Annotated in this window: 3 protein-coding genes; all 3 read right to left on the bottom strand. The window is 43.6% G+C overall.

The annotated features are described in order from the left end of the window. Positions 1 to 45 precede the first annotated feature (45 nt). Complete coding sequence (locus tag CD03_RS0103675) at positions 46 to 22,896, bottom strand: NlpC/P60 family protein (protein WP_027292478.1); 22,851 nt, start codon at positions 22,894 to 22,896, stop codon at positions 46 to 48. 230 nt (positions 22,897 to 23,126) lie between these two features. Beyond that, positions 23,127 to 23,705 carry a prepilin-type N-terminal cleavage/methylation domain-containing protein gene (locus CD03_RS35730; protein ID WP_052377645.1) on the bottom strand — a complete coding sequence of 193 codons (579 nt, stop codon included), beginning with the start codon at positions 23,703 to 23,705 and terminating at the stop codon, positions 23,127 to 23,129. A gap of 47 nt (positions 23,706 to 23,752) precedes the next feature. Next, positions 23,753 to 24,325, bottom strand: coding sequence for a prepilin-type N-terminal cleavage/methylation domain-containing protein (locus CD03_RS32240; RefSeq protein ID WP_044288880.1), 573 nt, complete (start codon positions 24,323 to 24,325; stop codon positions 23,753 to 23,755). Positions 24,326 to 24,540: the final 215 nt, after the last annotated feature.

The following is a 24,540-nucleotide window of genomic DNA, read 5'->3' as shown; positions in this document are numbered from 1 at the left end:
ATAATAATCATATAATCATAGTGCCTCTGATTTGTACTTGTACCATTAAGGTACGAAGAAACAATTTCCATATTCTGCTATCAAACTCATGTTTCCCCAGAACCCATCATGTATTCCCTGTGATTCATAGAAACCTTTGCTGCAGAAATACAGACAATCTGAATTATTTAATACAGATAGTTCTCCGCTCATCACCTGGGTGACGATTGAAATCTGTTCTGCTGTTGGTACATAACTGTCAATCATGGCATAGGTTGTAAACTGCCCTGGTGCCGCTACAACTCCTGTTGCTGTATCCGGGAATAGCGGTGACATTACTCTGTTACGAATAACTTCTGCTACAGCTGTCATTCCTTCTACTCCTGTTCCACCGGCTTCCAAACCTACAATTTGTGCAACCAGATAAATTTCAGAATCATTGGTTCCAATTGGCATCATATCTGCATTCGCATTGATATTTGCATCAGCAGTATATGGTCTTCCGTAGAAGTTAATATTAGAATCAACAATTGGATCTAATACGGTACCTCTGGCGGAATTAGCCGCATGAATCATCATCCCGTCACCTACATAGATTGCTACATGACTGATATTCATATAATCTCCATTAGCTTCATAACTGTAAAAAATTAAATCACCGGGCTGCAGTTCCTCTCTGGAAACTACGCTTCCCTGTTCGGCACAGAACTGTGCCTGCCAAGCTGCTACACGAGGTACTGATACACCTGCAAGATCATAAGCTGTCATTACAAGATAACTGCAATCCAGGTAGTCTCCCTGTCCTGCTAATGGCATGGAATAAGGATCCCCTAAACGGGTATAAGCATATTGAACCACCGTATCTCCGATCGTTCCGCTGTATCCCCGGGAAAATCTCATTTTACCTCTCCTGCTGTTCAGGATTAGGGGATCCGCTTCCATTACCAAAGAGTCTCCTGCTTCTATCAGCCCCTCTGTCTTACCCAGAGTGATATCTATTGACTCCCCGCGCATTCTTCTGTCATTTCCATCTCTCACTGCAGCTACACCTAATAGGAATGGTGTATCCTCCGTCAAACGGTTTGTGATATCAGCCCAGTACTCCGGACTGAAATGGTAACTGTAAGAAGTTGCTTTTGGTGTTCCGGACTGGTCAGCCAGTCCGGGTCTTAAAGTAAGTATCCTCTTTGGATTTTGATCTGCATCATATAGCATAATTGCAAATCCATCCACAGACGGATCCGTCTGTTCTGTGTAACTCCAATTCACTACATAATCACCGGAAGCCGGATCATTTGTAATGGATACATTATTGACCGCCTGCACCATATAATGGGTATCATCGTCCGGTACATATTCATTTCCTCTTAATACAGGCAATGTATACTGTCCTTCTGACTCATCTGCGGTATGCATCATCCATTTTGCCGGTGCATCCGGATCTGCCGGGTTAATTCCTTCAATCAGTGTATCGTCCCAGCCGGATTTATCTTTTAAGGTATCTAGATCCTGCATCTGTGCAAGACTTAACAAGATTGCACTTTCTGCTTCCGGTTCATCTTCCTCAGACTCATCCGTTTCGGTGGTACCTGTATCGGTAGTACCTGTATTGGTCATATCTGTTTCTTCCGTCTGCTCCGGACGAACCATATCTTCCAGCCCAATGTTATAATACTGGGCAATGGCCGGTTTCGGTGGTTCAGGTGGATCTGTCTCTGTTTCAGTTTCCGTTTCTGTTTCTGTTTCGGATTCTGTGTTGCTCTCCGTTTCATAACCAGTTTCGGATTCCGATTCACTTTCTGTTTCAGACACACTTTCGGATTCTGTTACTGTTTCAGTCTCCGTCTCTGTTTCCTTAAGGGTTTCAGATTCCATTTCAGATTTCGAACTGCTTTCTGTTTCTGAAGTTCCCTCAGTAGCTGCGCCACTGCCTGAACCTGTACGGCTCTTGGATCTGGTTTCATTTTCCTGTATTTCAGGGTATGTTTCGGCACTATCTTTGGAATCTTCTATTTCCGTTTCCGGATGAATATCTATGACAGATACCTCTCCGGATTTGGAACCGGATCTCCTGTATTCTGAACTTTCTACTTCCAAAGTTGAATCCATATTGGATTCTTCTTCTGTCTCCGGTACCGTTTGTATTTCCGTTACCGCAGCAGATCTCAACGCCGCATTCGACTTCTTCACTTTTTCTGTTTCCGGTTCTTTTATTACTTTTGTCTGACTTTCCGTCTCCGGTGCCTTCTTTGCTTTCGTCTGGCTCTCCGTTTCCGGCGCCTTCTTCGCTGCTGTCTGGCTTTCCGTCTCCGGCGCCTTCTTCGTTGCTGTCTGGCTTTCCGTCTCTGGTGCCTTCTTTGCTTTCGTCTGGCTCTCCGTCTCCGGTGCCTTCTTCGTTGCTTTCTGGCTCTCCGCCTCCGGCGTTGCCTTTGTTTCCTTTATACTTTCTGTTTCTGATGTTTTTTTTGTATCAGTTACATCTTCGGTTTCCGGTATATTCTTTGTTTCGGCTGCGCTTTCGCCCGACAGCGGTTGTTTTGCTTCTTCTTCGCTTTCTGTGTCCTGCCCGGTTTGCTTTTCAGCGGGGCTTTCTGTTGTCTGCGCTGTTGTCTCAGCTTTTTTATCTGCCTTATTTTTTTGTTTTTTTGCTTTTACAGATGTAGTTTCCGGGGTTTCGGCATCCCCTTCCCCTTCATCCGGCGGAGCTGTTGTCATTTTCTCGCCCCGCCCGTTATACTCATCACCGTTTACATCCACTTTTACCGGAAGCTGCCACATTGCAGTTATATCTGCTCCGTTTTCATGCGTTCCTGCATCGATGGTTCCCACGTTGATGTTATACCTAACCGTACTGAACGGAAGGCTGTCTTCATCCAAAGTGTGAACTATACCTGCCGCCATATCTGCTTTGATTCCTCCTGCATTGTGGTTATATTGGATATCCACGTCGCTCTTATAGAGGATCTCTGCTGAGATTCCACCCGCTTTTGCAATTCCGTCTGCCCTTGCCGGCACTTCATCCGGATCAGATTTATCCCGGTTATCCTGGATATTTCCCTGATTCAGTGTATTCTGAACTATGAAACGTGTGGTTGGCGGCGCTGTTGGATATGCGCTATCTGCCGCATAGGCTGCAATTCCTGCTCCGTAGAAATTAACATGTCGGTTTTCACCTGTTACTTCTACATTACCTTCGTTTCTCACTCCAAACAGTTCAAGCATGGTCTCAGCCGCATATCCCACTGCTCCGGCACCGTAAACAGTACCAGGAGTAAAGGTATCAGCCTTTGGATTCTGAACTTCTAAATCAATTACTGTATTTCCGGTATTTCTGATGTTGCTGTTTCCAGTATCATCGCTGTCTTCCATATGAACATTTCCATTTTCTGCTTTTCCGATAAACCCGCCGCTGTAAAACACAGATTCATCGCCCAGCTTGGATACTTCAAGGTTTCCGATATTCACAGTGTTTTTCATGTTCACGGTATAACCTTGCAGATGTCCCATGATTCCGCCAAGTTTACTTTCTGTCGCAGGTTTCTCCAGGAATAAATTGCTGTTATTGGTCACTCCCTGCAAAGTAATGACATTCGCGCTGTTATCTGATGCCGATGCTTTTCCAATAATACCACCCAGATTTATCATGTGCCTGTCTGTATTCTTAACATACAGTTTTGTCTGGCTGTCCGGATCCGTATCATCGTAGCTTCCGGCTGTTACTTTTTTCAGTTTTACTTCTGCTGCCTCATTCAGTTCTCCAATGATTCCTCCAATGGATGTTCCCAGTGTATTCACCGGATTACTTCCGTTTTGTTCGATACTGCCTGTAGCTGCCGAATTCTTGATATTTAGTTTACCCTGTTCACTTCTGCCCACAAGTCCGCCATAGCTTCCCTGTCCGTTCGTATTGCTGACAGCGATATTTCCTGCAGAAATATTTTCATCCATTTCAACGTCAGATTGTATCACATTACCCAGAATTCCACCTGCAGCTGTACTTCCATAGAAGTTTGTGCCAGCTGATGATCCTGTAACAGCCATACTTCCTGTATTCTGGAATCCATGAACCGTAAGAGGAGTATGGTCCGCATAGCCGACTGCACCTCCGGTATATAGATAACCTGCTGTTGTTGCAGACCTTGGTGTTTTTCCGACAGAGATGTTACCCTCGTTTAGTACATTGCTTACATCCGTGTCATCGGTGTCTGTGATTTCCACATCGCCGTTCTGCGCTTTTCCGATAAATCCACCGCTGTAAAGAACGGATTCATCACCCAGTCCTGTTACGCTCAGATCCCCACGGTTCTGCGTATTTTTCATAATCACGGAATAGCTCTGCATTTCTCCAAGGATTCCTCCCAGCCTGCTTTCAGTCTGAGGATTCGCCAGTTGAATGGAACTGTTATTTACAACGCCATCCATCGTCACCTTATTCTTGGCATCTGCTGCCGTTGACGGATTTGATACTTTACCAATGATGCCTCCCACAGATACAGCATGTTTATTACTATTGCTGATATCGATCTGGGTAGCCGGTTTCATGTCCGCCGTATTGTAGCTTCCGGCTGTAACACCGCTCAGCGTAATCTCAGATACTTCTGATGTTTCGCCGATAATGCCTCCATAGGTTCCTTCCTGGCTTACAGCATAAGCAGTATCCTTATGTGTAATATTTCCAGAGGCTGTACTGTCTGTAACCGATATATCCGCTTTTGAGATTTTTCCGGCAAGTCCTCCAAAAGAACCTTTGCCGCTGATCTGTTTTAGGCTGATATCGCCACTTGACACACTGTCCTGTATTGTAACTTCCGACTGATCTGACAGACCTACAATACCGCCTGCCATCTTGCCTGTCTTACCCTGTCCTGAAATTTCTATATTTCCTATGTTTTCAAAACCTTTGACTGACAGAGGTGCTGATACAATATTTCCTATCGCTCCTGCCGCATATACGGTAGTTACATCTGCACCAGTATTTACATAGGCATTTTTTATTGATGTATGTCCCTGGTTCACCACATTGCTCTTGCCAGTGCTGTCCGTATCTTCGATTACAACGCTTCCGCCTTCGGCTTTTCCAATAAATCCGCCGCTGTAAAGTGAATTTGTATCACTTACCTGAGAAGCATTTAGGTTTCCACGGTTTTGTACATCTTTTAACTCAACCGCAAATCCCTTTTCTGTACCGATGATACCGCCCATCTTGCTGTCATTTGCAGAAGACGTTATCTGAATGGTACTGTTATTTACAATACCTTCCATTTGTATGGTATTGGATGCAGCTGTTGTATCTGCTGCCGCCTTGCCAATGATTCCGCCTGCATTTATAACTCTTTGACCGCTGTCCGGAATGACAATCTGTGTTGTGCCCGCTGCTGCTGCATCATCATAGCTGCCTGCAGACACGTCTTTCATTGTAATTGAACTAACGCCTGCGGTTTCACCGATGATTCCACCGAATGATCCGCCCTGATTATAGCTTTGCGTTCCGCTTACTGTAATGTTTGCAGATGCTGCTGCATTTGTCAGCTTTATATCGGATTTTTCTAACTTACCGATTATGCCTCCATAAGTTCCCAGACCATTGGTCTGATTACGGATAATGTTGATATTACCCAGGTTCTTCATTTCTTTCATTTCAACCGAGTAATTTACGGCATATCCTAATATTCCTCCTATACGGCTGTTATTAACCGCATAATTCAGATTAAGGCTGCTGTTATTGATTACATCTTCCATGACCAGCTTGTTCGGTGCGTCTGCGCTTCCCGAGGCTGCCATTACGGCTTTTCCGATCATACCGCCAATTATGGCTTCATAACTTCCACTGTTCACCACCTGTATCTGTGAAATGGACGTACCTGTTCCTGCATCAAAGCTTCCTGTTCTTACATTTTTAAATGCAATATCCGGTACTGCCGAAGTCTCACCAATGATTCCTCCATAAGATCCTCCGCGGTTATAACTCTGGGTGCTGCTGCTTTCTGTTATACTTCCGGATGCGGTTCCATTTGTAAGGGAGATCGTTGATTTTTCTAACTTACCGATCATACCTCCATAAGTTCCCAGCCCATTAGTATAATTTCTATTGATGTCAATATTTCCACGGTTTGTTGTATCTTCCATTTCCACCGTATAATTAACCGCATACCCCAGTATTCCACCGATTCTGCTGTTTCCTTTTGCATTTGTAAGGCTCAGTCCGCTGTTGTTCGTTACTGTTTTCATCACCAGCCTGTTTGGTACACCTGTACTACCCGGCGCCGCCATTACGGCTTTTCCGATGATTCCACCCAGTAATGTCTCATAATTCCCATTGTTTACTGATTGTATCTTTGTAACAGAATTTCCGGCTGTGGTATCAAAGCTTCCCGCCGTTACATTTGTAAATGCAATATCCGGTACTTCTGATGCCTCTCCGATAATTCCTCCAAATACACCTCCATGATTATAACTCTGGTCACTGCTGTTCTCTGCAATACTGCCGGATGCCGTTCCATTTGTAAGGGAGATCGTTGATTTTTCTAATTTTCCGATCAGACCTCCATAGGTTCCCAATCCGCCGGTTTGGTTCCTGTCGATTGCAATATCTCCACGGTTTGTGATATCTTCCATCTCCACCGCGTAATTGACTGCATATCCCAGTATTCCGCCGATTCTGCTGCTTCCTGATACATAGCTCAGGTTCAGCGCGCTATTGCCTGTCACATTTTTCATAACCAGACTGTTCGGTGCATCTGCACTTCCAGGTGATGCCATAACTGCTTTACCAATGATCCCGCCTGCCACTGCTTCACTGCTGCCATTGTTTACAGCCTGTATCTTAGTAACAGAGCTTCCGGCTGCAGCATCATAGCTGCCTGCCGTTACATTTGTAAATGCAATATCCGGTGTTTCCTGAACTTCTCCAATGATTCCACCAAAGCTTCCGCCCAGGTTGCTGCTCTGGGTTGTGTTATTCTGAACAATATTCCCCGAAGCAGTGCCATTTTTCAGTTCAATGCCGGACTTAATTAGCTTTCCGGCTAATCCACCGTAAGCACCCTGTCCGTTTGTACGGTTCAAGATGATATCCGCAGATGAGGAAACGTTATCCATAACGGTATCAGCCTGTTCAATCAGACCCACGATTCCGCCTGTCCTCTGGTTGCCTGCATTTGTAAGAACCAGTTTTCCTCCGCGGTAATGTACATTCTTCAAGCTTAACGCTGCCTGCTCTGTAGAACCTGCAGGTGCTGTTACACGTCCTGCAATTCCGCCTGTAGAAGCCAGACTGCTGCTTGCTCCGGTATGGTTTATAGATGCTGCCGAAGTTACATCTGCCAGATTTGCAGAACCGGTGATCTTGCCAACCGTACTGCCTATGTCCTCTTTATTCGAAACCTGATTTTCCACTGAAATTTCTTTCCTGATATCAATCTTTTCTACAACCGGTATCTCGGCTGCTCCTGGTTCCGCTTTTATTTCACCCGCAATCAGACCAAACCGGTCTGGGCTTGTGGTTGTTACTTTTACTAAGGTGTCCGCTGCGGCAGAAGTGAGGTTGATACCGGAAATGGTACCTGCTCCTGTCTTCACAAGGATAGCATCTGCACTGATACGGTAATCCGCTTTATTGATAATGTAATCCAGATTTGATACTTTAGCGGTCTTAGTCATTCCGTTAAAAATGCTGTATCCAACCGGTTTCGCTGCTGATGCCGACCTGTTATCCAGAATCTTGTGATTCGTTCCTCCCGCTGCCGCCCCAGTATAGGTTCCTGAGAAGTCCTGTGCCGGGGTTCCAATGCCCCGTTTCCAGAATTCCTGCATGGTTCCTTCCTGGTTCGTTTGTACAGGCACAGATAATTTCTTATCTTTTAATTCCAGATCCTGTGTCTGTGCATAATGAGATTTCAGATAATGGCTGTCCCCGTGTTTGATTCCCCCAAGACTGATGTTATAGAGGTTTCTCTGAGTCATGATCTCATAAGGTTTTGCCGGAGTTCCAAATTCCCATGCAGCACTCTGCGTTTCTGTTGCTTTTGCAAAATGCGGACTAAACTTAGAGTAGAAGTTGTTCTTATCTGTCTCCTCTTTGCCCGGAACCTGATATTCCACCACGGTTGCACTGTAGTATGGCTTCTCCTTCTGAGGCTCTTCCAGCCTGTCTAATACATTGTTATTGAATAAAATCTCATTTTTGTTATTGATAAATTCTTTATTGGCGAAAATCGCCGGTACTTCATTTCCATACCCATCCCTTACCAGGACCTCATAATAGTATCCGCTCTGCCCGTCTACATAAATCTTACTGTACTGCATATTGTTCAGATTGCTGATATTGGACAGGTTGCCCGGATTACGAAGATCCACATATTTCTTCTCTATGGTAACGAATAGTTTTTGTTTCTCCTGTTTCTTTATATCCTCTGCAATCGCATCGCCTTCATAAACCAGGACTTTATATCTGGCTGTGGTACTCACATTATTCAGATCTACCTTGATGGTATCCTTAAATGTCTCTGTTTTCCCTTTGTCAGCCACCGGATCATAAGGTTCGTATTTCAGCTTCTTATCGCTGCTTCCATACGGCGTTTTCCCGGTTTCCTGTGCCGCTCCGAACAGAAGCGGGAAGTTCAGGTCTTTTCTTGTCTTATGTTCATACTGCGTAAACTGCGGCAGTGGATATGGATCTTTAGCATAATCCCTCAATAAGAGGTTACTGCTGTTAATGGTATCATTTGCCGGATTCGGATCCAGCTTCCAGGTTTTGTCCGCACCTCCTGTTGTCATATCGAATCCCTTTGCCGCCATTGCGGCTGCATCCGTGATTTCTGCATAAGTCAATGCGTAGGTATCCTGGTAAACTTCATCAATACCATTGTCCGGGTCTGCCGGTGTTGTCACATAATCTTCGTGTTTATTGTCTGCGAAAGCCCAATATTCATTCGGTGCCCTGCCAAATCCCAGGTACAGTTCCAGATCCTTATCGTCTGTCACCACCATGGATCCCGGCAATCCGGGCAGCTGTGTGGAATCTCCCCAGTAGAAATTTTCGTCCTTCAGATAGTATGCATTTGTAAACCGTCCTCTGGACCCTTTGTTCCTGGATAAGCTTCCCTGATATTTTCCGCTTACAAATCCTGCGTTATAAACTTCCGTTACGCTGCCTGTAACATCTGCGGCAATACCAACTGCGGTTCCGCTGCCTCCGGCTGAAGCAACTGCCAGAGCTGTTACTTTACCGGTATTATAAGCCTGTTTGATCTGGCCGCTTCTTAAATCCTTTACAAGTCCTGCCGCCGTACCGTTGTGTGCTCTGATATAGCCGCCATTCATGCTCTGTGAAATCTGTGATTTACTTCCTTCCATGGTATGCACCAGACCTGCTGCGTGATGATTTCCCTGACTGGCAATAATTTCGCCATTATTGGAAACTTTCACGAATTTTGTATCTTTTGCATACGCTGCAATTCCGGCTGTTTCGATACTGAGTGCTGCCGGGAGATCATATTTTACTTTCAGCGTGTCCCCATTTCCAAGGGGAACATCTGCTTCCGGTCTGGTTAAATTCACTCCAAGAGTCGCGTTATTTCTTGTATCGGTTACTTCTGAATCTCTGATAAATCCTGCCACACCGCCAAGTGTATAACTGTTATTTAAATATCTCTTTACATTGGCAAGGCTGTTAAATCCCTGAGCACGTACCTCTCCGCTTACCGTAATCTTATCCAGACACGCATCGTCCGCATAATCTGCAATCAGTCCGAGGTTTGCTGTATAGTTGGATGCTTCCTGGTATTTTCCAAGGTTCTTAAGCTTTTTACCGGACGTATCCGTTGCTTTTACCTGCATCTGTAAATTGTGTACACTGGCTGTAAATGATGCTTTATCCTTACTTCTTAAATAGGATATAAATCCAATATCTTTGTTGTCCTGAGTGATCTTATGGCCATCGCCATCGTAATCACCGTTAAACTCAAACATTTCATAGAACGGCTGATCGATTTTGAAATCTTGGCTCTGCCTGTAATAACGCCCTGTTGTGGCATCCTGTGCAATACCGGATGTAGTCATGCCGATTATGCTGTACTGGTCTGTTACATAATAAGGCTTCGCCTGTGTACCGTATGAATATCCGGTTGGCAGCAGACCAAAGAAGGTTGTCTGGGAATCAATATTACTTCCATCAGCATTATCCCCTCCAAAATGTACCTGGAACCGCTCAGAGGTGTTTCCTTTTATTGCAGATTTTGCAATACCATTTACCGTTCCGTTTTTATCCTGGAAATCACTGACTTTAGATTCAATATCCGCTGTCGTGGCGTTTCCTGTGGATTTTGTTACAATTGCTGTATAGTATCCCTTAATTGGCATATACCAGCCGGTTTCTTCTTCATCGAGAATCTGAAGCGTTCCTGTTCCTGCGTTAAATACAACATTTGCCGGATTAAAGAACTTCATCGTTCCCGCCGTTGTGGTGGTTGACTCATAATTCGGAAGTTTGCCGCCTGAAGTTACCGCACCTCCCGGTGCTATTTCAAATTTCCGGATGGTAATCGGGGCATAATCTGCCTTCTCATATGCATCACCATCATAGATTGTGACCTGATAAGAGGCTGCCGGATCATATCCATCTATCTGAATGGAATAATTGGAAGGTGTACTCTGATAGCTGATTGTACTGGATACAGCATCTTTAACCGTAACCTGTGCGTTTTCTATCGTGGTTTTCGGGGTTTCTATATCAATATTGTTCTTGCGCCTATTAAAGTCTGCGTTGAATGCAAAGTCCGGTTTATCTGCCAGGAATTGATCCCCGACGTATTCCGCTGTCTGCTGCCTCTTCACAAACTGTGGGAATGGATACAAGACATCTCCGTCATCGTCCCTGGTTTGATTATCCAGAGTCCAGATATCAGGATCAAAGCCTTTGAAATTATCTCCGGACATCATATCCATATAAGTCATTGTTGTTACGTTATTTCCATAGGTTGTATTTCCAACCGCATCCAGTTTGTAATTATAACCTTTTGCGTCAGGATCCTGGTTTACTACTACCTGATTCCAGGTGAAATCCGTCGTTGCTCCATTTATTACCAGCTTGTAAGCCTGGTGGAGCTGTTTGATGCTCAGTTCCGGATCAGACAGACTGTAGCAGTTTTGTATATCTACGAACCGGTTTAATCCTCCTCCGGCTATTCCGCCGATATTCCGGTTGTTATCTGAGAAAGTACCAGAAATATAAGAATCCGCAGTGTAATCTTTGATATAGTGAACGGTTCCTACATTATAACAATTCCTGATTATGGTCTTTCTGTCATCGTTATCCGTAATATCTGTTGGTTTTAACGTATCCCAGCTGTAGCTGTCCGGTCTTGGACTGGATGCATAAGCTACGATACCTCCGGCGTAAGAATTTTCTATTGCCTTTTTATTATCCGTATTCGTAGTGACTGCAACATTTCCTGTGTTGTAGCAATTACTCAGTTTCAGCTGGACATCCTGATTCGGTACGGCTGTTCCGCCATACCCGGAAGGAACTGCCACAATACCTGCTGCTGCCAGCGTTCCCTGTACATAACCATTATTTACACAGAGGTCAACAACGGTATGTTTATCTCCATAGTTACTGATTCCGGAAGCAATTTTTCCAAATACACTTCCATTATTCGTACAATAAGAAGCTTCACTTACATAGTTTCCGATTCCGCTTGCCAGTCCGTTGCCGTCCGGCGTCTGTACGATACCGTTATTATAAGAATAAGTAACCTGTATCCTGCTTTCATTTCTGCAGTCTGCCTGCTGTACCGTGTCACCTGTACCAAAGCTGACAATACCCTGCGTGATGCCGTTTGCCTGTTCATGGGCAACGACTGCCCCGTTATTGGATGATTTACGGATTGTTCCGATCTGTCCCACCCGATTTTGGGGATATAATGCCTCGCAGATCATTCCGGCAGATACATTATTTGCAAATACATATCCTTCTCTGTCTACCTGGCACCCATTTACTTCCGCCTCGGTTCTGTAATTCTGATACAAATTCAAACCTGGCTTTGTCTCGTCAATATCTTCCGACTTACGGGTACCGGAAACAAATACTAAGATACCTGCTGATCTGGATGAATTTCTTGCCAGTGCATCTCCGGCATTCATAAATGGATCATTTCCTCCATAGATACCGTTAATCTTTCCGGCAAAAGTATCATCTGTAAAAGTAACCGCTTTTTTAACTGCCTCTCTTCCGGATGCTGTTGTAGGAACATCCCCGCTTCCGCTGAAACGCCTTGCCGTATACAGTGCAAAACCTCCTGCCCTGCTGGCACTTATCCTTGCAGATACCCTTGTATCATAGATTTTTGCATCTGCGCCGGTTTCCATCGGCAGCTGCGGACTTAAGTTCTCAAATAAAGCATTGTCGTAATCCTGATAAGGATCCGGGTTCCTGGCCGTCCTGCCATTACTTACGTAATATGCCAGCCCTGCTGCTTCATCGGCAACAATTTTGCTGTCACTTCCGATATTTAAATTCTTCACCACACCGCCGCTCAGATCATAAATCAGAGCATAATGTGTATTCGGTATGGATGCCCCGGCCTCGAAATTACCGGGATTTTGTATACGGTTTACCCTGATTCTTCCAATGGTATAACCATTTCCGTCCAGAGATCCCGTCATACGGTACATACGTTTATTGGATGCACCAATTACAAATCCATTGTATCCGTCATCACTTGTGGACAACTGAATATTATTCATTAATTCTATATCTCTTGTGAGATATTTCAGATAGGAACTTCCGATTGCTGCATAACCCATGTTTTCACCCAGGTTCATGTTATATAAATGACGTTCATTCCGGATCTGCAGCTTGTTCTCTGTCTCTACCCGGTATGTATCCGGCTGGGCTGCTGCCTCATCTTCTGCAAGCAATGTGCTTCCCAATGCCGCTGTTGTCTGCGGATAATATTCCAGATCATCCAGATCATCAAAATCTATTGATGGGATTTCATCCAGTATACTGTCATTATGAACATCATCTATTTCAGTATTTGAAAAATGCATACTGAACATTCTGCTGGTTCTGTCATATGCCGCTAAATTTTCCGGCTTGATTCCTAATTCCTTATCATAAATCTTGGTTGCCTCTAATGTAAAATAACCACTGGAAGCCGGCAGATAAGAATCCATCTCTTCACAAGGAAGATTTATTCGGATGGTCATATTAGTTGCTCCTGTGAGATTTACGGATACCGTAATATCATCTACAGAATCAAATTTATCCGGATCATTTCCTGCCGTATCTTTTGCATAGAAATAATACAATTCCCCGTTTACCATAATATCCTGTTTTTTATTGGGGACGTCATACTCATAACTGGATGCCTTAGCCAGTGTGTAAACTTTAACCGGCGATTTTGGCAATATCGTATTTGTAAAGACTGTATTATTATAATTATAGGTTCCTCTGCTGTGTCCGTCATAAACGGAGAAGTTCATATAATTTGGCAATGCGCCGCTGCTCAGTTTGAACCTGGCTAATAAATCAACATTTTCCTGTGTAACTCTCTTTACCGGATACTTATCATTGTCTCTGAATTTTATTTCTACTCCGGTATTGTTGGTGTTATCTGCTGTCCAGGTACCGTCTGTATACGATGAATTGTCATTATTTCCTCCATCATGGTATTCCACGGATGACTGCATATAATCAACGACTTTTGTTGGCCAATAGTTGTAATAATAGGAAACCTTCGTATTATCAAGAGACGTAAACGACTGGTTATTACCCGGCAGTGCCTGTCCTCCGTTTGTTGTAAAACTGCCCAGGCTGACTTGGGATATACCGCTGTCATCCGCAGAAGCACCTGCCAGATCCAGCTGTGGAAATTCATAATCCATTCCCAGAGTTAATTCATCCTCTGTCCATGGATAAACAAATTTAGCCGATCTTGCCTTTTGGGCTGCAAGGCTGCCTGAAGAAGCTGCCACATCTGCCGAACCGGTTCCCATAATTTTATTGTTAAGAGGGGTTTTTAAATTTTCTTCCCCTTTGGCCGGATATTCCATAGATACGCTGACGCTGGAATTTACCTTTGCATACTGGCGTACCATATTGCTGTAATTTCGCAGACCATATTCACTGTCCGTTCTCTTTTCATCCAACGGAGTTGTATTATCTGCCGGATCTCCATCCTTTTTCAACTGCTGCGTTTTCTGTACAAATGTTTCATAGTCTGTACTGCTTGGCAGTGAAATTGGTTTTAACCCATAGTTGAAGGTGGAGTCGATCTGTGAGGTGGAACTATTCCAATACTTCAGTTCGTTGTCACTGAGATAATAGCTGTTCTCAATACGTTCTGATTTAATTACTTCATCGGTATATCCTTCCAGGAATCCAATCAGGGTTCCCCGGTCGTTGGTACCTATTATTTCTCCTGTGTTATAGCTGTTTGTTATTTTTATGGTCTTATTGCGGTCCTGGGCCATTACGCCTACCAGCCCGCCTACTTTTGTACCGGATACTCCTAAGTCATCCAGTCCGGTATCCGTCTGTTTTGCAGATATGGTTGCACTGTTATAAGATACATCCACAGGACCGACTGCATAGCCTGCAATACCGCCTATGTAACTGGCTCCTCTGACAATCTGTGAACTGTTGAATACACTCTGGATATAGACACCTGTCTCCGGCTTCTGAACAATTCCGTTGCCGGTACGTTCACCAAGCTCACCGGCTATACCGCCGATATGTGTTGCCTGTGTATATTCTGTCAATGTTGAATTTCCCGGAACATGTCCTACATCATGAATGTAAATCACCCTGTTTTCACCAATCACATCACCCGTGTTGTATGTATTTGTGATCCGGTACCCGCTTCCGCTGATACCGCCTGCACGCTGCACCGCAGATATCTGTCCGGTATTGACTGTATAATTGATAATACCGTATGCTCCTGTGATACCGCCTACATAGCTTTTTCCACTGACTGCGTTAGACTGGTTGCCGCCAAGGGTATACTTTCCGGCAAACTTCGCATCTTCCTGTAAATCTTTAAATTCTTCGGTGATCAACGGGTCATTTTTACTCATGGTAACAATAACACTATTGTCACCCCGGCCCACGATTCCACCGATATAGCTTCCGTCTACGTTACTCTTATCAAGCTGTGCAGATTCGTAACCCGGTAAAGTTATGGACGCAGTATCCGTTTTTAAATCTTCGGCGCTGTATGCCTTACCGGTAACAGCTTTCAGATTCTGGGCAAGCGTTACTTCTACGCTTGTTCCTGCATATCCAATAATACCGCCTACGTTTGTTCTTCCGGTTACACTGTTGTAATTACGGGTATCCAGTACCTGGGTTCCATCATAGGCATAGCCGATGATTCCGCCCACATTCCTGCTTCCCCTCTGAATAAAGTTTCCGCTTCCCTTTGCAACTTTTGTCCCAAGGGAAATGTCTTCTCCATCCATTCTGGTAACCTGTTTCACAAGTGCATTCTTTGCAAATCCTACTACTCCGCCTACATTTTCCGGAGAAACAACTTCTCCTTTCAGCGAATAAACTCTTTCAATTCTGCCGCCTTCCATATATCCGACTGCACCGCCTGCGTTCTGACTGGTCAGGTTATACTGGTCTCCTGTACTAAAATCAACCAATCCCTGAGCAGTTGTCTGGCTGGCACCCTTGTCTATGGAACTTGCCCTTACCTGGGCATTGTTGGCAACCATGTGAAGTCCCGTCATGCTCCCGCCAATACGGATTGCATACGGATCTTTACGTACTGCTTCATCGTTAAACGCCGGTGCAAATGTACTGTGATCGCCTTTATCTGTAGTATTCAGATTTGACGGTCCGGGATTAATATCAAATGTGTAGGTAATATCTGCATAAACTGAATTTCCTACCAAACCTCCGGCATTGCTGTTTCTCGCACGAATACCGCAGATTGCATTGCCGCTCTTCTCCGCACCTGTGTTAAAGGTGTTCTCAACGCGGATATTTCCCGGATTACCAGTAACGAATCCTGCAATTCCTCCGGCATTATTGTTGCCTGCCGTTATATTATCCTCTGCCGATGCTTTTACTGTTGCAGCTTTCGGAGCATTGGTATAACGGTTCTGATAAGGTGCATCCGGTGTATCCGGACCTGTCGTGATTGTCTGATAGGTAATATAGCTGACTTTTTTGGCTTTTTTCAGATCCTTAACAGCAGTACCTCCTATATTGGTATCTTCTGCCTTCACGGTCTGATTTAATTTCACATCAATTCCGCTTAAGTCTGCCACATTTTTGTCGGCGCTGTCTTTTTTGTCGCTGACAATATCTCCGGTTCCCTTATCATATAATTGTCCGGCAATTCCTCCGGCATTATTTCTTCCTGCGGTGATCTGACCCATATTATAGGTATCCAGCAGCTGCACACTTCCCCGGCCGTTACCGATAATTCCTCCGGCATTGTCCCTTCCTGCGCGAATATTAGCCAGGTTGGTATAGACATATGCACGGTTATTTATAATCTGGTCTGATATTAATTTGGAATAAGAAATGCTCATTGCATCTGCTCTTCCCACCAGACCTCCGGCATTGTCCTGGCCGGCACTGATCACTCCCTGGGCGCCACTATTCTGAACCTGTTCATAGGTTCCTGTCATTCCGCTGTTAAATACATCCTGTAAAATACAGATGTCCGCATCGCCAATGATTCCTCCGGCGTTGTCATAATCTGCGGTTACCCGATTTGTATTCGTAAAAAGGAAATTATCAGGATCATTCGCATTCATAGCATCTGTCAGTACTTTCCTGGAATATTTCAGATCCAGCTTTACCGCTTTTCCTGCTACTCCTCCGGCATTGTACTGTGCCCTGATGCTTCCTCTGTTAAATAAATCGGTGATATCTGCATCTATATCATTTCCCTGATAGTCTTTTGCGGTTGTGGAAATCTCAAACTTTTCACTTGCATAACCGAAGATTCCTCCGGCATTTGCAATTTTCGCCCATACATTTCCCGTATTCGTACTCATACCCTTTGCAATCATGTTTACCACACGATTGTCCTTATTACTGTATTTTCCGTCACCGCCTATACCGAAGATTCCCCCGGCATTCATCCTTTCCGCAGTAACATTTCCTGCGTTATAGACATCAGAGATGTTAAAGCTGTTCTGTTCCAGTCCGGAACCTATCTTAATGCTGTCTATTCCTGCGTATGACATATTATTAAATCTGTCATCTGCTCTGTCCCTGCCATCCGCATTGCCGACAATTCCTCCGGCATTGCTGCGGCTTGCTGTTACAGTAGAATTATTTGTGTAAATTCCTTTACTGATTGCTGTATCTACACTGACATCGTTTGTAATATCAGTATCGATCAGTCTTCCTACCATACCGCCTGCATTGCTTCTGGCATTTACGCTAAGCGGCAATGCTCCAGCTGCTGTTGAACTTCCACTGTAGACATCTTTTATGATCGCTCTGTCTGCATCTGCTGAACCAACGCCGACTACCTTACCTGCAATTCCTCCGGCGTTGTCTCCGCCTGCGGTGACGCTTGCCTGGTTGGTCATGAAGTAATCATTCAGGACGCTGTCCGGGTTGCCTATGCCTCCAATGACAATGTTTTTGCGATGTTCAATCGTTCCTTTTCCGCTTAAAAATCCTGCTACACCACCGGCATTATTCCCGGCAGCTGCATTTACGGTTCCCCGGTTGAATACATCTCTGATTGTCACATGGCCTTCTGCACTTCCGACAATACCTCCTGCATTACTCTGATTCGCAGTAATATTTCCCTGGTTGGTACTTACTTTTTTCTCCAGGGTTTTAGAAGCCGTAGCTTCCCTGCTCTCGATCTGGATTTCTCCGATCACCTGTCCGGCAATTCCTCCGGCGTTGCTATTGTATAACGATTTTACTGTACCGGTATTGTAAGTATCCGTTATCGATACTGCATTTGCTGCTCTTCCCACAATACCTCCGGCATTACTGTTTCTTGCCGTAATATTTCCCTGGTTGGTATACATGCCATATTCTAACATGCTTATTGCAATTGCATTGTCCACGCTGATGGCAATATTCTGCATATCACCCTTTAGATCACCGGCAATACCTCCGGCATTATCTCTATTGGAAGTCTGGACAGTACCATTGTTAAATACATTGTTAATATTCGTATCTACACCTGCGCCAACCACGCCTCCTGCGTTATCTATTGAGGCTGTGATGTTACCCTGATTGGTGAATATCCTGCCGGCAAAAACTTTTTCGGCTACATCCGCATCATGACGGATGTTTCCTTCGGTAATACTTCCGGCAAGTCCTCCTGCACTGTAGGTATAAGCAGTTACATTTCCACGGTTGAACATATTTAAAATATCGGTGTGTTCACTGTGCCCTGCAACTCCTCCGGCATTTTCGGTATTCGTCCATACATTTCCAGCATTATTATAAATCGGCACTGCTCCTGCTTCTGCCCTGGAGATCATACGCTTTGCGATATGCCCCTCATTGAATATAACCATTGGCAATGCAGCAGTTGCTGTATCCCTGTTCATATTGCCCACGATACCTCCGGCATTCCCATAAGTACGTGTACTTACCGATCCCCGGTTAAACACATTCTTTACATCTGCGTGGGAATCGCCAATAATTCCTCCGGCATTATTTGCCGCCTGTACCGAGCCGCTGTTCGTATAAAAAATACCTTTACCTGCTTCAGCCGGTATCACAACATTATCTAAGATATCCTGGCTGTATGACAGAATAAATTTATCCGGCAGTGCGTTGGTACCCCTTGGCTGTCTCTCCTGGATCAGCCCTGCAATTCCTCCGGCATCTTCATTAGTCGCTGTAATATTTCCACGGTTAAATGCATTATGAACAACTGCATCCCCATCTGAAATATTTCCTGCGATTCCTCCGGCATTTCTGTATGCATTTACAGTTCCTTCATTGGTAGCCATGGAGTTGACATGATTCATTCTTGCTTCTATTAATTTTTCATCATATATAATCGTAACTGCTGAGCTGATGTAACCGGCTATTCCACCTGCATTTGCCTGTGATGCGGTTACAGCTCCGGCATTAAATACATTTCGGATTTCTCCTGTGGTATTTAGTTTTCCTGCAATACCTCCGGCATTATTGCCGGTTGTACCGGTTGTGCTAACCGGCATTGTATTTGTGTAATACCCCAGAACAGGATCTATTTCATCTGTTATAGGATCCACCGTAATACTTGGCAGACTTTTTAAGATTACAATCCTTACTTCAGTATCTGGAGATTGGGTGTCCCCCGGGAACAAACCTGCATCTGCTTCGGAAGTGACACTACCTGCGATTCCTCCGGCATAACTGCCGGCAGCTTCAATCTTAGGTGTGGTCACCGTATTATAACGGTTCTCCACATTTTGAATCTCAACTTTTCCGGCTGCCACACCTGTGATTCCTCCGGCATAACTGCCTCCGGCACTAACCGTTCCTTCATTATAGACCGGTTTTTCCTGCACCTGAGTAGTCCCCACATTAAGTTTTACATTTTTTGTCAAAGCACCGGCGATCCCTCCGGCATAACTGCCCTGAGTGGTTACATTCGCACTGTTGCTGACCTGAATTATGGCATTTGCCGTCAGGTTTCCAATATTATAAGGTAATGAAAGGTTTGATATTTCCACCTGATCATCTGCCAAGCCTATAATTCCTCCGGCATACGATACCGCTGAAATACCAGGCTTCATAACAGGCACTGTTCCGATTTTAATATCTTCAATGATCTTTCCTGTTTCCGTTTTCAGATTTACAGCTCCGCTTATTAAAAACTCATTTCCTGCGGCAGCTGTAATACCTCCGGCATAACCTTTTATTCCTGCTCCACCAGTCGCTGTCAAACCAACAGCAGCCACATCGGCCTTATTTACTATATTCTGCAGGGATACCTGATAACCTTGTATCTGTCCTGCAATTCCTCCGGCATAACTGTCTGTTGCCAGCACCGGGCCGGCATTTGCTGTATTTTCGATTACTACATCATAATGCAGTTTTGGATTCAACGGTCCTTCTGCAGAACCTGTAATTCCTCCGGCATTTATTTCAGCCTGAATGATTCCATAATTGGAATATTCACTTTTGTAAGTCTTCACCGCAGTCGTCCCGGCACTTGTAACATATTCGTAATCCCGGATAACATATTGCTCATTGGTTGAACCCGCTGCTTTATCAAGTCCAGAAAAAGTGCTTCCTTCTTCTATACTTCCGGCGATTCCTCCGGCATTATACTGCTTAGCTGTAACTTCTCCGGTGTTAACCGCTTTCGTTATGACTGTCTTTTTGTCTGCCACACCGGCGATTCCTCCGGCATTGTTATCTGCCTTTACGGATATACCATTCAAATCTTTTCGGCTGGCATTTCCAAGAGCAGGATTCTGGGTTTGATTCACTTCGTTAATCTTACCGTCATACAGACTGATAAAACGGGTTCCGTTTGCAGTGTCTACCAACATTCCTGATTTTGCATCACCGGGAACTGTGTCCTCAATTCCTATTGCAAGTATACCTGCAATTCCTCCGGCATAATTACCTGCTGCTTTTATGGTATTGCCGTTAAATCCAGTATCCGCTGCTCCATATGCGTAAGGTTTTAGAACAATTTCATTTCCACTGCTATCCTTCAGTCGTTCTTCACTTTTTTCTCCGCTTGCCAATTCTACCATTTTCGTGTGATAATTATTTTTCTCGTTTTTCAGGAGTGTAATATTCTTTCCAAATCCCTGAAACTCGCCGGCAACACTGCCTACATAATCATTTCCCTTAGCCGTGATGCCTTCAATGGTAAAATTCTTAACAGATGCATTTTGTCCAACAATTTCAAAAAGACCTACTCTGTTTTCCTTTGCTGTATCAGTCGGATTATCCGGATCTGTATATGTATTACTTATTTTTAAGTTTGATAATTTATAGTTTTGATAAACAGGAATTTTTTCATTATTTACCACACCATGGGAATCCGTAACTTCATATTCTAGATCCGTTCCGTCCGCCCTTTTCTGGTATTCGATCTTCCCTGATGTATCTTTTTTAACCGTGGAAGTAAATGATCCTTCAAACCCTCTAGTTCTGTCTGCCTCTAACGCATCATGTTCATTTGCCGAAATCGGCTGTAAAATCCGCAGTTTCAAGACATCTGTTGTGGTCAGATCATTTCCCGACGCATTTGACACTACCAGCCGGTGATATACTTTGTTACCACCTCCTGGCTGTATAACCTCTTCTCTTCCAAGCTTCTGTAAACTCCAGTCAATGTCATCATTCAGCATGAAGTTCTGGAAATTGCCGGCTTTATTTTGCACATAAGCCGGATCTGTCGGATCTGCTTTATCATTTAGTATGTACCGAAGATTACTCAGGTGTCTTGCATACCCTAAACCGTACCACATATTAGATAAGTCCGGGTTCTCCCTGTTAGCCAGATACGCTTTTGCTTCTTCCCATAACGTGCCGCCCCGCACACCTGTTACATAGATATTTTCTGCGGGATTGACCGTCTTTGCTTCCGTATAGGCATTTTCTTCTCCGGATGAAACACTCATGGATCCGGTAAATCCTTCACCTTTATACTTTCCTTCTACTATGACTTTAAAGTTTTCATTCCATGGTATTGAGGGATATTTTTTATTGACCGATAATTTATCATCACTGTCATCCGTTATACTGTCGAGAACAAGCCGGAACACTCCATATTGTTTCTTCCCTGCTTTATCCGCAGGTACATAGTATGACAGCCGGTGCTTAAAGGTACTGGTCTCATCAGAGCCGTCATAGCTCTTCATTGTTCCATCACCCTGGAGTTCTTCCGTATAAAAAGGAACCATTAAATTCGTTTTCAGAGAGTTATTCACGCCTTTATTTTTATCATAAGAATACAGATCATAAACCGGCATTGGACCACGGACATCGCCGGATGCTCCTGTTGTCACAGTACTTCCTGGCGTTATATAACCATCTCCGCTGTTATATGCGGTAACGTCTTTTATCTTATAATAGACCTTCGACGTATCCACAGCATTTACAATGGATATATCATAAGTCATTTTGGTGAATTTTTTCCTCTTATCATCCGTTACTCCACCTGCATCATTTTCCGGACCGATTTCCCCCCACTCAATAGTAAGCATATCATCATTATTAACTTTTACATATGCATTCTCCAAAAGTCCTAAATTTTCCGGTTCTCCAATCCCCTGAGCGCCATAGTAGCCCTGTCTTTTATCTTCCAGGGCACCCCGGTCCCTCAGAAGCACATTTTCTTTACTCTTTAATACACTTTCGCTTAAACTTGTTTCATTATAAGATAAGCTATCTGTACGTTCTGAATAAAATGCGCAACGAACCGTTTTATTATTTAGATTAACTTCTACCAGAATGCTGTAATCGAGAATACTCTTATCACTGATATAAGGTTCTAACAGACGGTAAAGCAAAGCAGATTCATCCGAGTCATCTTTGCTCAATTCCATGTAAACTAATTTTTTTGAATCGATCAGTTCTTGCTTTTTAGCAGTTTCATCTGCACTGCCTTCGGCAACTCCAGGAAATGTCACGCCGGGATAATCAACTCCATCCACAGTACCTCCCTTAATCGCCTCCTCGGGAACATCAAAGAATTCCGTTCCCCGGTTTGCATCCGAAAACTCCTCATCAAACTTGCCCTGAACTTTCAGATCTGTCAGCGAAGACTGCATCGCCATATAAATTACCTGAGCAGTATCATCTGCCCTTGCCATGTATGCCTGATTAGCGATTCTCACTGCATTAAATGCAACTATACCAATCAATATACTAAGCACACCTAAAACTACAGCTAATTCAGTAATTGTAAAGCCTTTTTTATTTTTAACCCTTTTCTTGTACCTGTGCATAAATGGCATCATATACAGTCACCTCCTTTCAAAGCAGTCAGCGCTGCATTTTTTAGATGCTGATAATTTCTGTCACATGCCATTTTGTTACACTTGAGTTGCTGGCTTTAAATGAATGCTCCGCCCTCCCCGTTGTACAGGGAGAAAGGGGAAGATTTGCGAAACATTCATTTAAAGCCAGCAGGCGGTTTCCAACTGGTAGTCTGAAGCCGCTTGCTGTTTATGTAAATATCAATTAATAATTAACCAATTACACCCGATGCCACAGTAAACTTTTTATCTTTTAAAGAAGCAGTTGTAAATTCAAGTCCTGTAGTCGTTCCAAAAACCCCATCTGGCGCAAAACCTGCAACAGCTTTTATATTTAAAGCAGTTCCACTACCATTAGCATATACAATTCCCATTGCAGCGCCTTCTTTACTAATATAGACATATAATTTATCCTGCCCTTTCACTATATTAGTATTTAAATATGCATCTCCTGTATTACTCATAAAATCTTCTTTACCAGGTGTTGCTTGGCTATAAACAGCTTTTACTGCAGTATTATTTAATTCTACAAAGAAAGCGCCACTACTTCCAACAGCAGTTCCTGGCACTACAGTCTGCCCAGCAGAAACCTGTCGTGTTCCATATGCCTGCGCTGCTGTTAATGCTGTTTTTGCTTTTGCAGCATCAGATGTTTCCTGTCCATCTTTAATAATTCTTGCCATGTTTGGTGCTATTAAGGCAATTAAAATACCGATAATCGCTAATACTACGATCATTTCAACCAATGTGAAACCCTTTTTATTTTTCAATTTTTCTTTAAACTTTTGCATTTACTATTCTCCATTTCTTTAATAAAAATATTGCTCTAAAAATAAATTTACGGTGTAGGTGCGGTAATAGCACCGGCAGTATATGTGCAATCTTTTAATGATGCTGTAGTAAATTCAAGACCTGTAGGCAATGCTCCAGTTGGGGCAAATCCAGCAACAGCCTTAATTTTATCTCCATTAGTATATACAATTCCCATTGCAGCACCTTCTTTACTTATATAAATATATAAATGATCGGAACCTTTTACAACATTAGTGTTTAAATAAGCATCGCCCGTATTACTCATAAAATCTTCACCGCTTCCAGCTGTAATTGGACGGCTATAAGCTTGTTTCATGTTATCATTTGTTAATTCCATAGCAAAAGCATCTCCAACCGCTGTACCAATAGTCGGAACAACTGTTTGGCCAGCTGAAACCTGACGTGTTCCATATGCCTGTGCAGCCGTCAATGCTGTTTTAGCTTTAGCAGCATCAGAAGTTTCCTGTCCGTCTTTAATAATTCTTGCCATATTAGGTGCTATCAAGGCAATTAGGATACCAATAATAGCTAAAACCACAATCATTTCAACCAACGTGAAACCCTTTCTGTTCTTCAATTTTTCTCTTAATTTTTGCATTTTATTCCTCCATTATTTTCTATTTTATTATATATTTTTTATCTGTACCTCTTGTTTTTCTTCCTCCCTCCATTTCTATGTTTAGGTACAATTTTTCTATGCCGCAGTAAATGTATTACTGTCAGCTACATTAATAAAATAACAAAAAAAATGGAATAGTTATCATTTTTGTATTCAAATACTCTTTCTATGTCATATTTTTATCTATCATGTAC

This window comes from Robinsoniella sp. KNHs210 (assembly GCF_000686105.1).
Classification (GTDB): Bacteria; Bacillota; Clostridia; order Lachnospirales; family Lachnospiraceae; genus Robinsoniella; species Robinsoniella peoriensis.
Note: the sequence above shows the minus strand (reverse complement) of the source record. Positions and strands in the feature narration are given on the sequence as shown.

Bases quoted from the DNA above. Each gene is read 5' to 3' on its own strand.
- CD03_RS35730 (WP_052377645.1), bottom strand. From the start codon at position 23,705: ATGCAAAAGTTTAAAGAAAAATTGAAAAATAAAAAGGGTTTCACATTG.
- CD03_RS0103675 (WP_027292478.1), bottom strand. From the start codon at position 22,896: ATGATGCCATTTATGCACAGGTACAAGAAAAGGGTTAAAAATAAAAAA.
- CD03_RS32240 (WP_044288880.1), bottom strand. From the start codon at position 24,325: ATGCAAAAATTAAGAGAAAAATTGAAGAACAGAAAGGGTTTCACGTTG.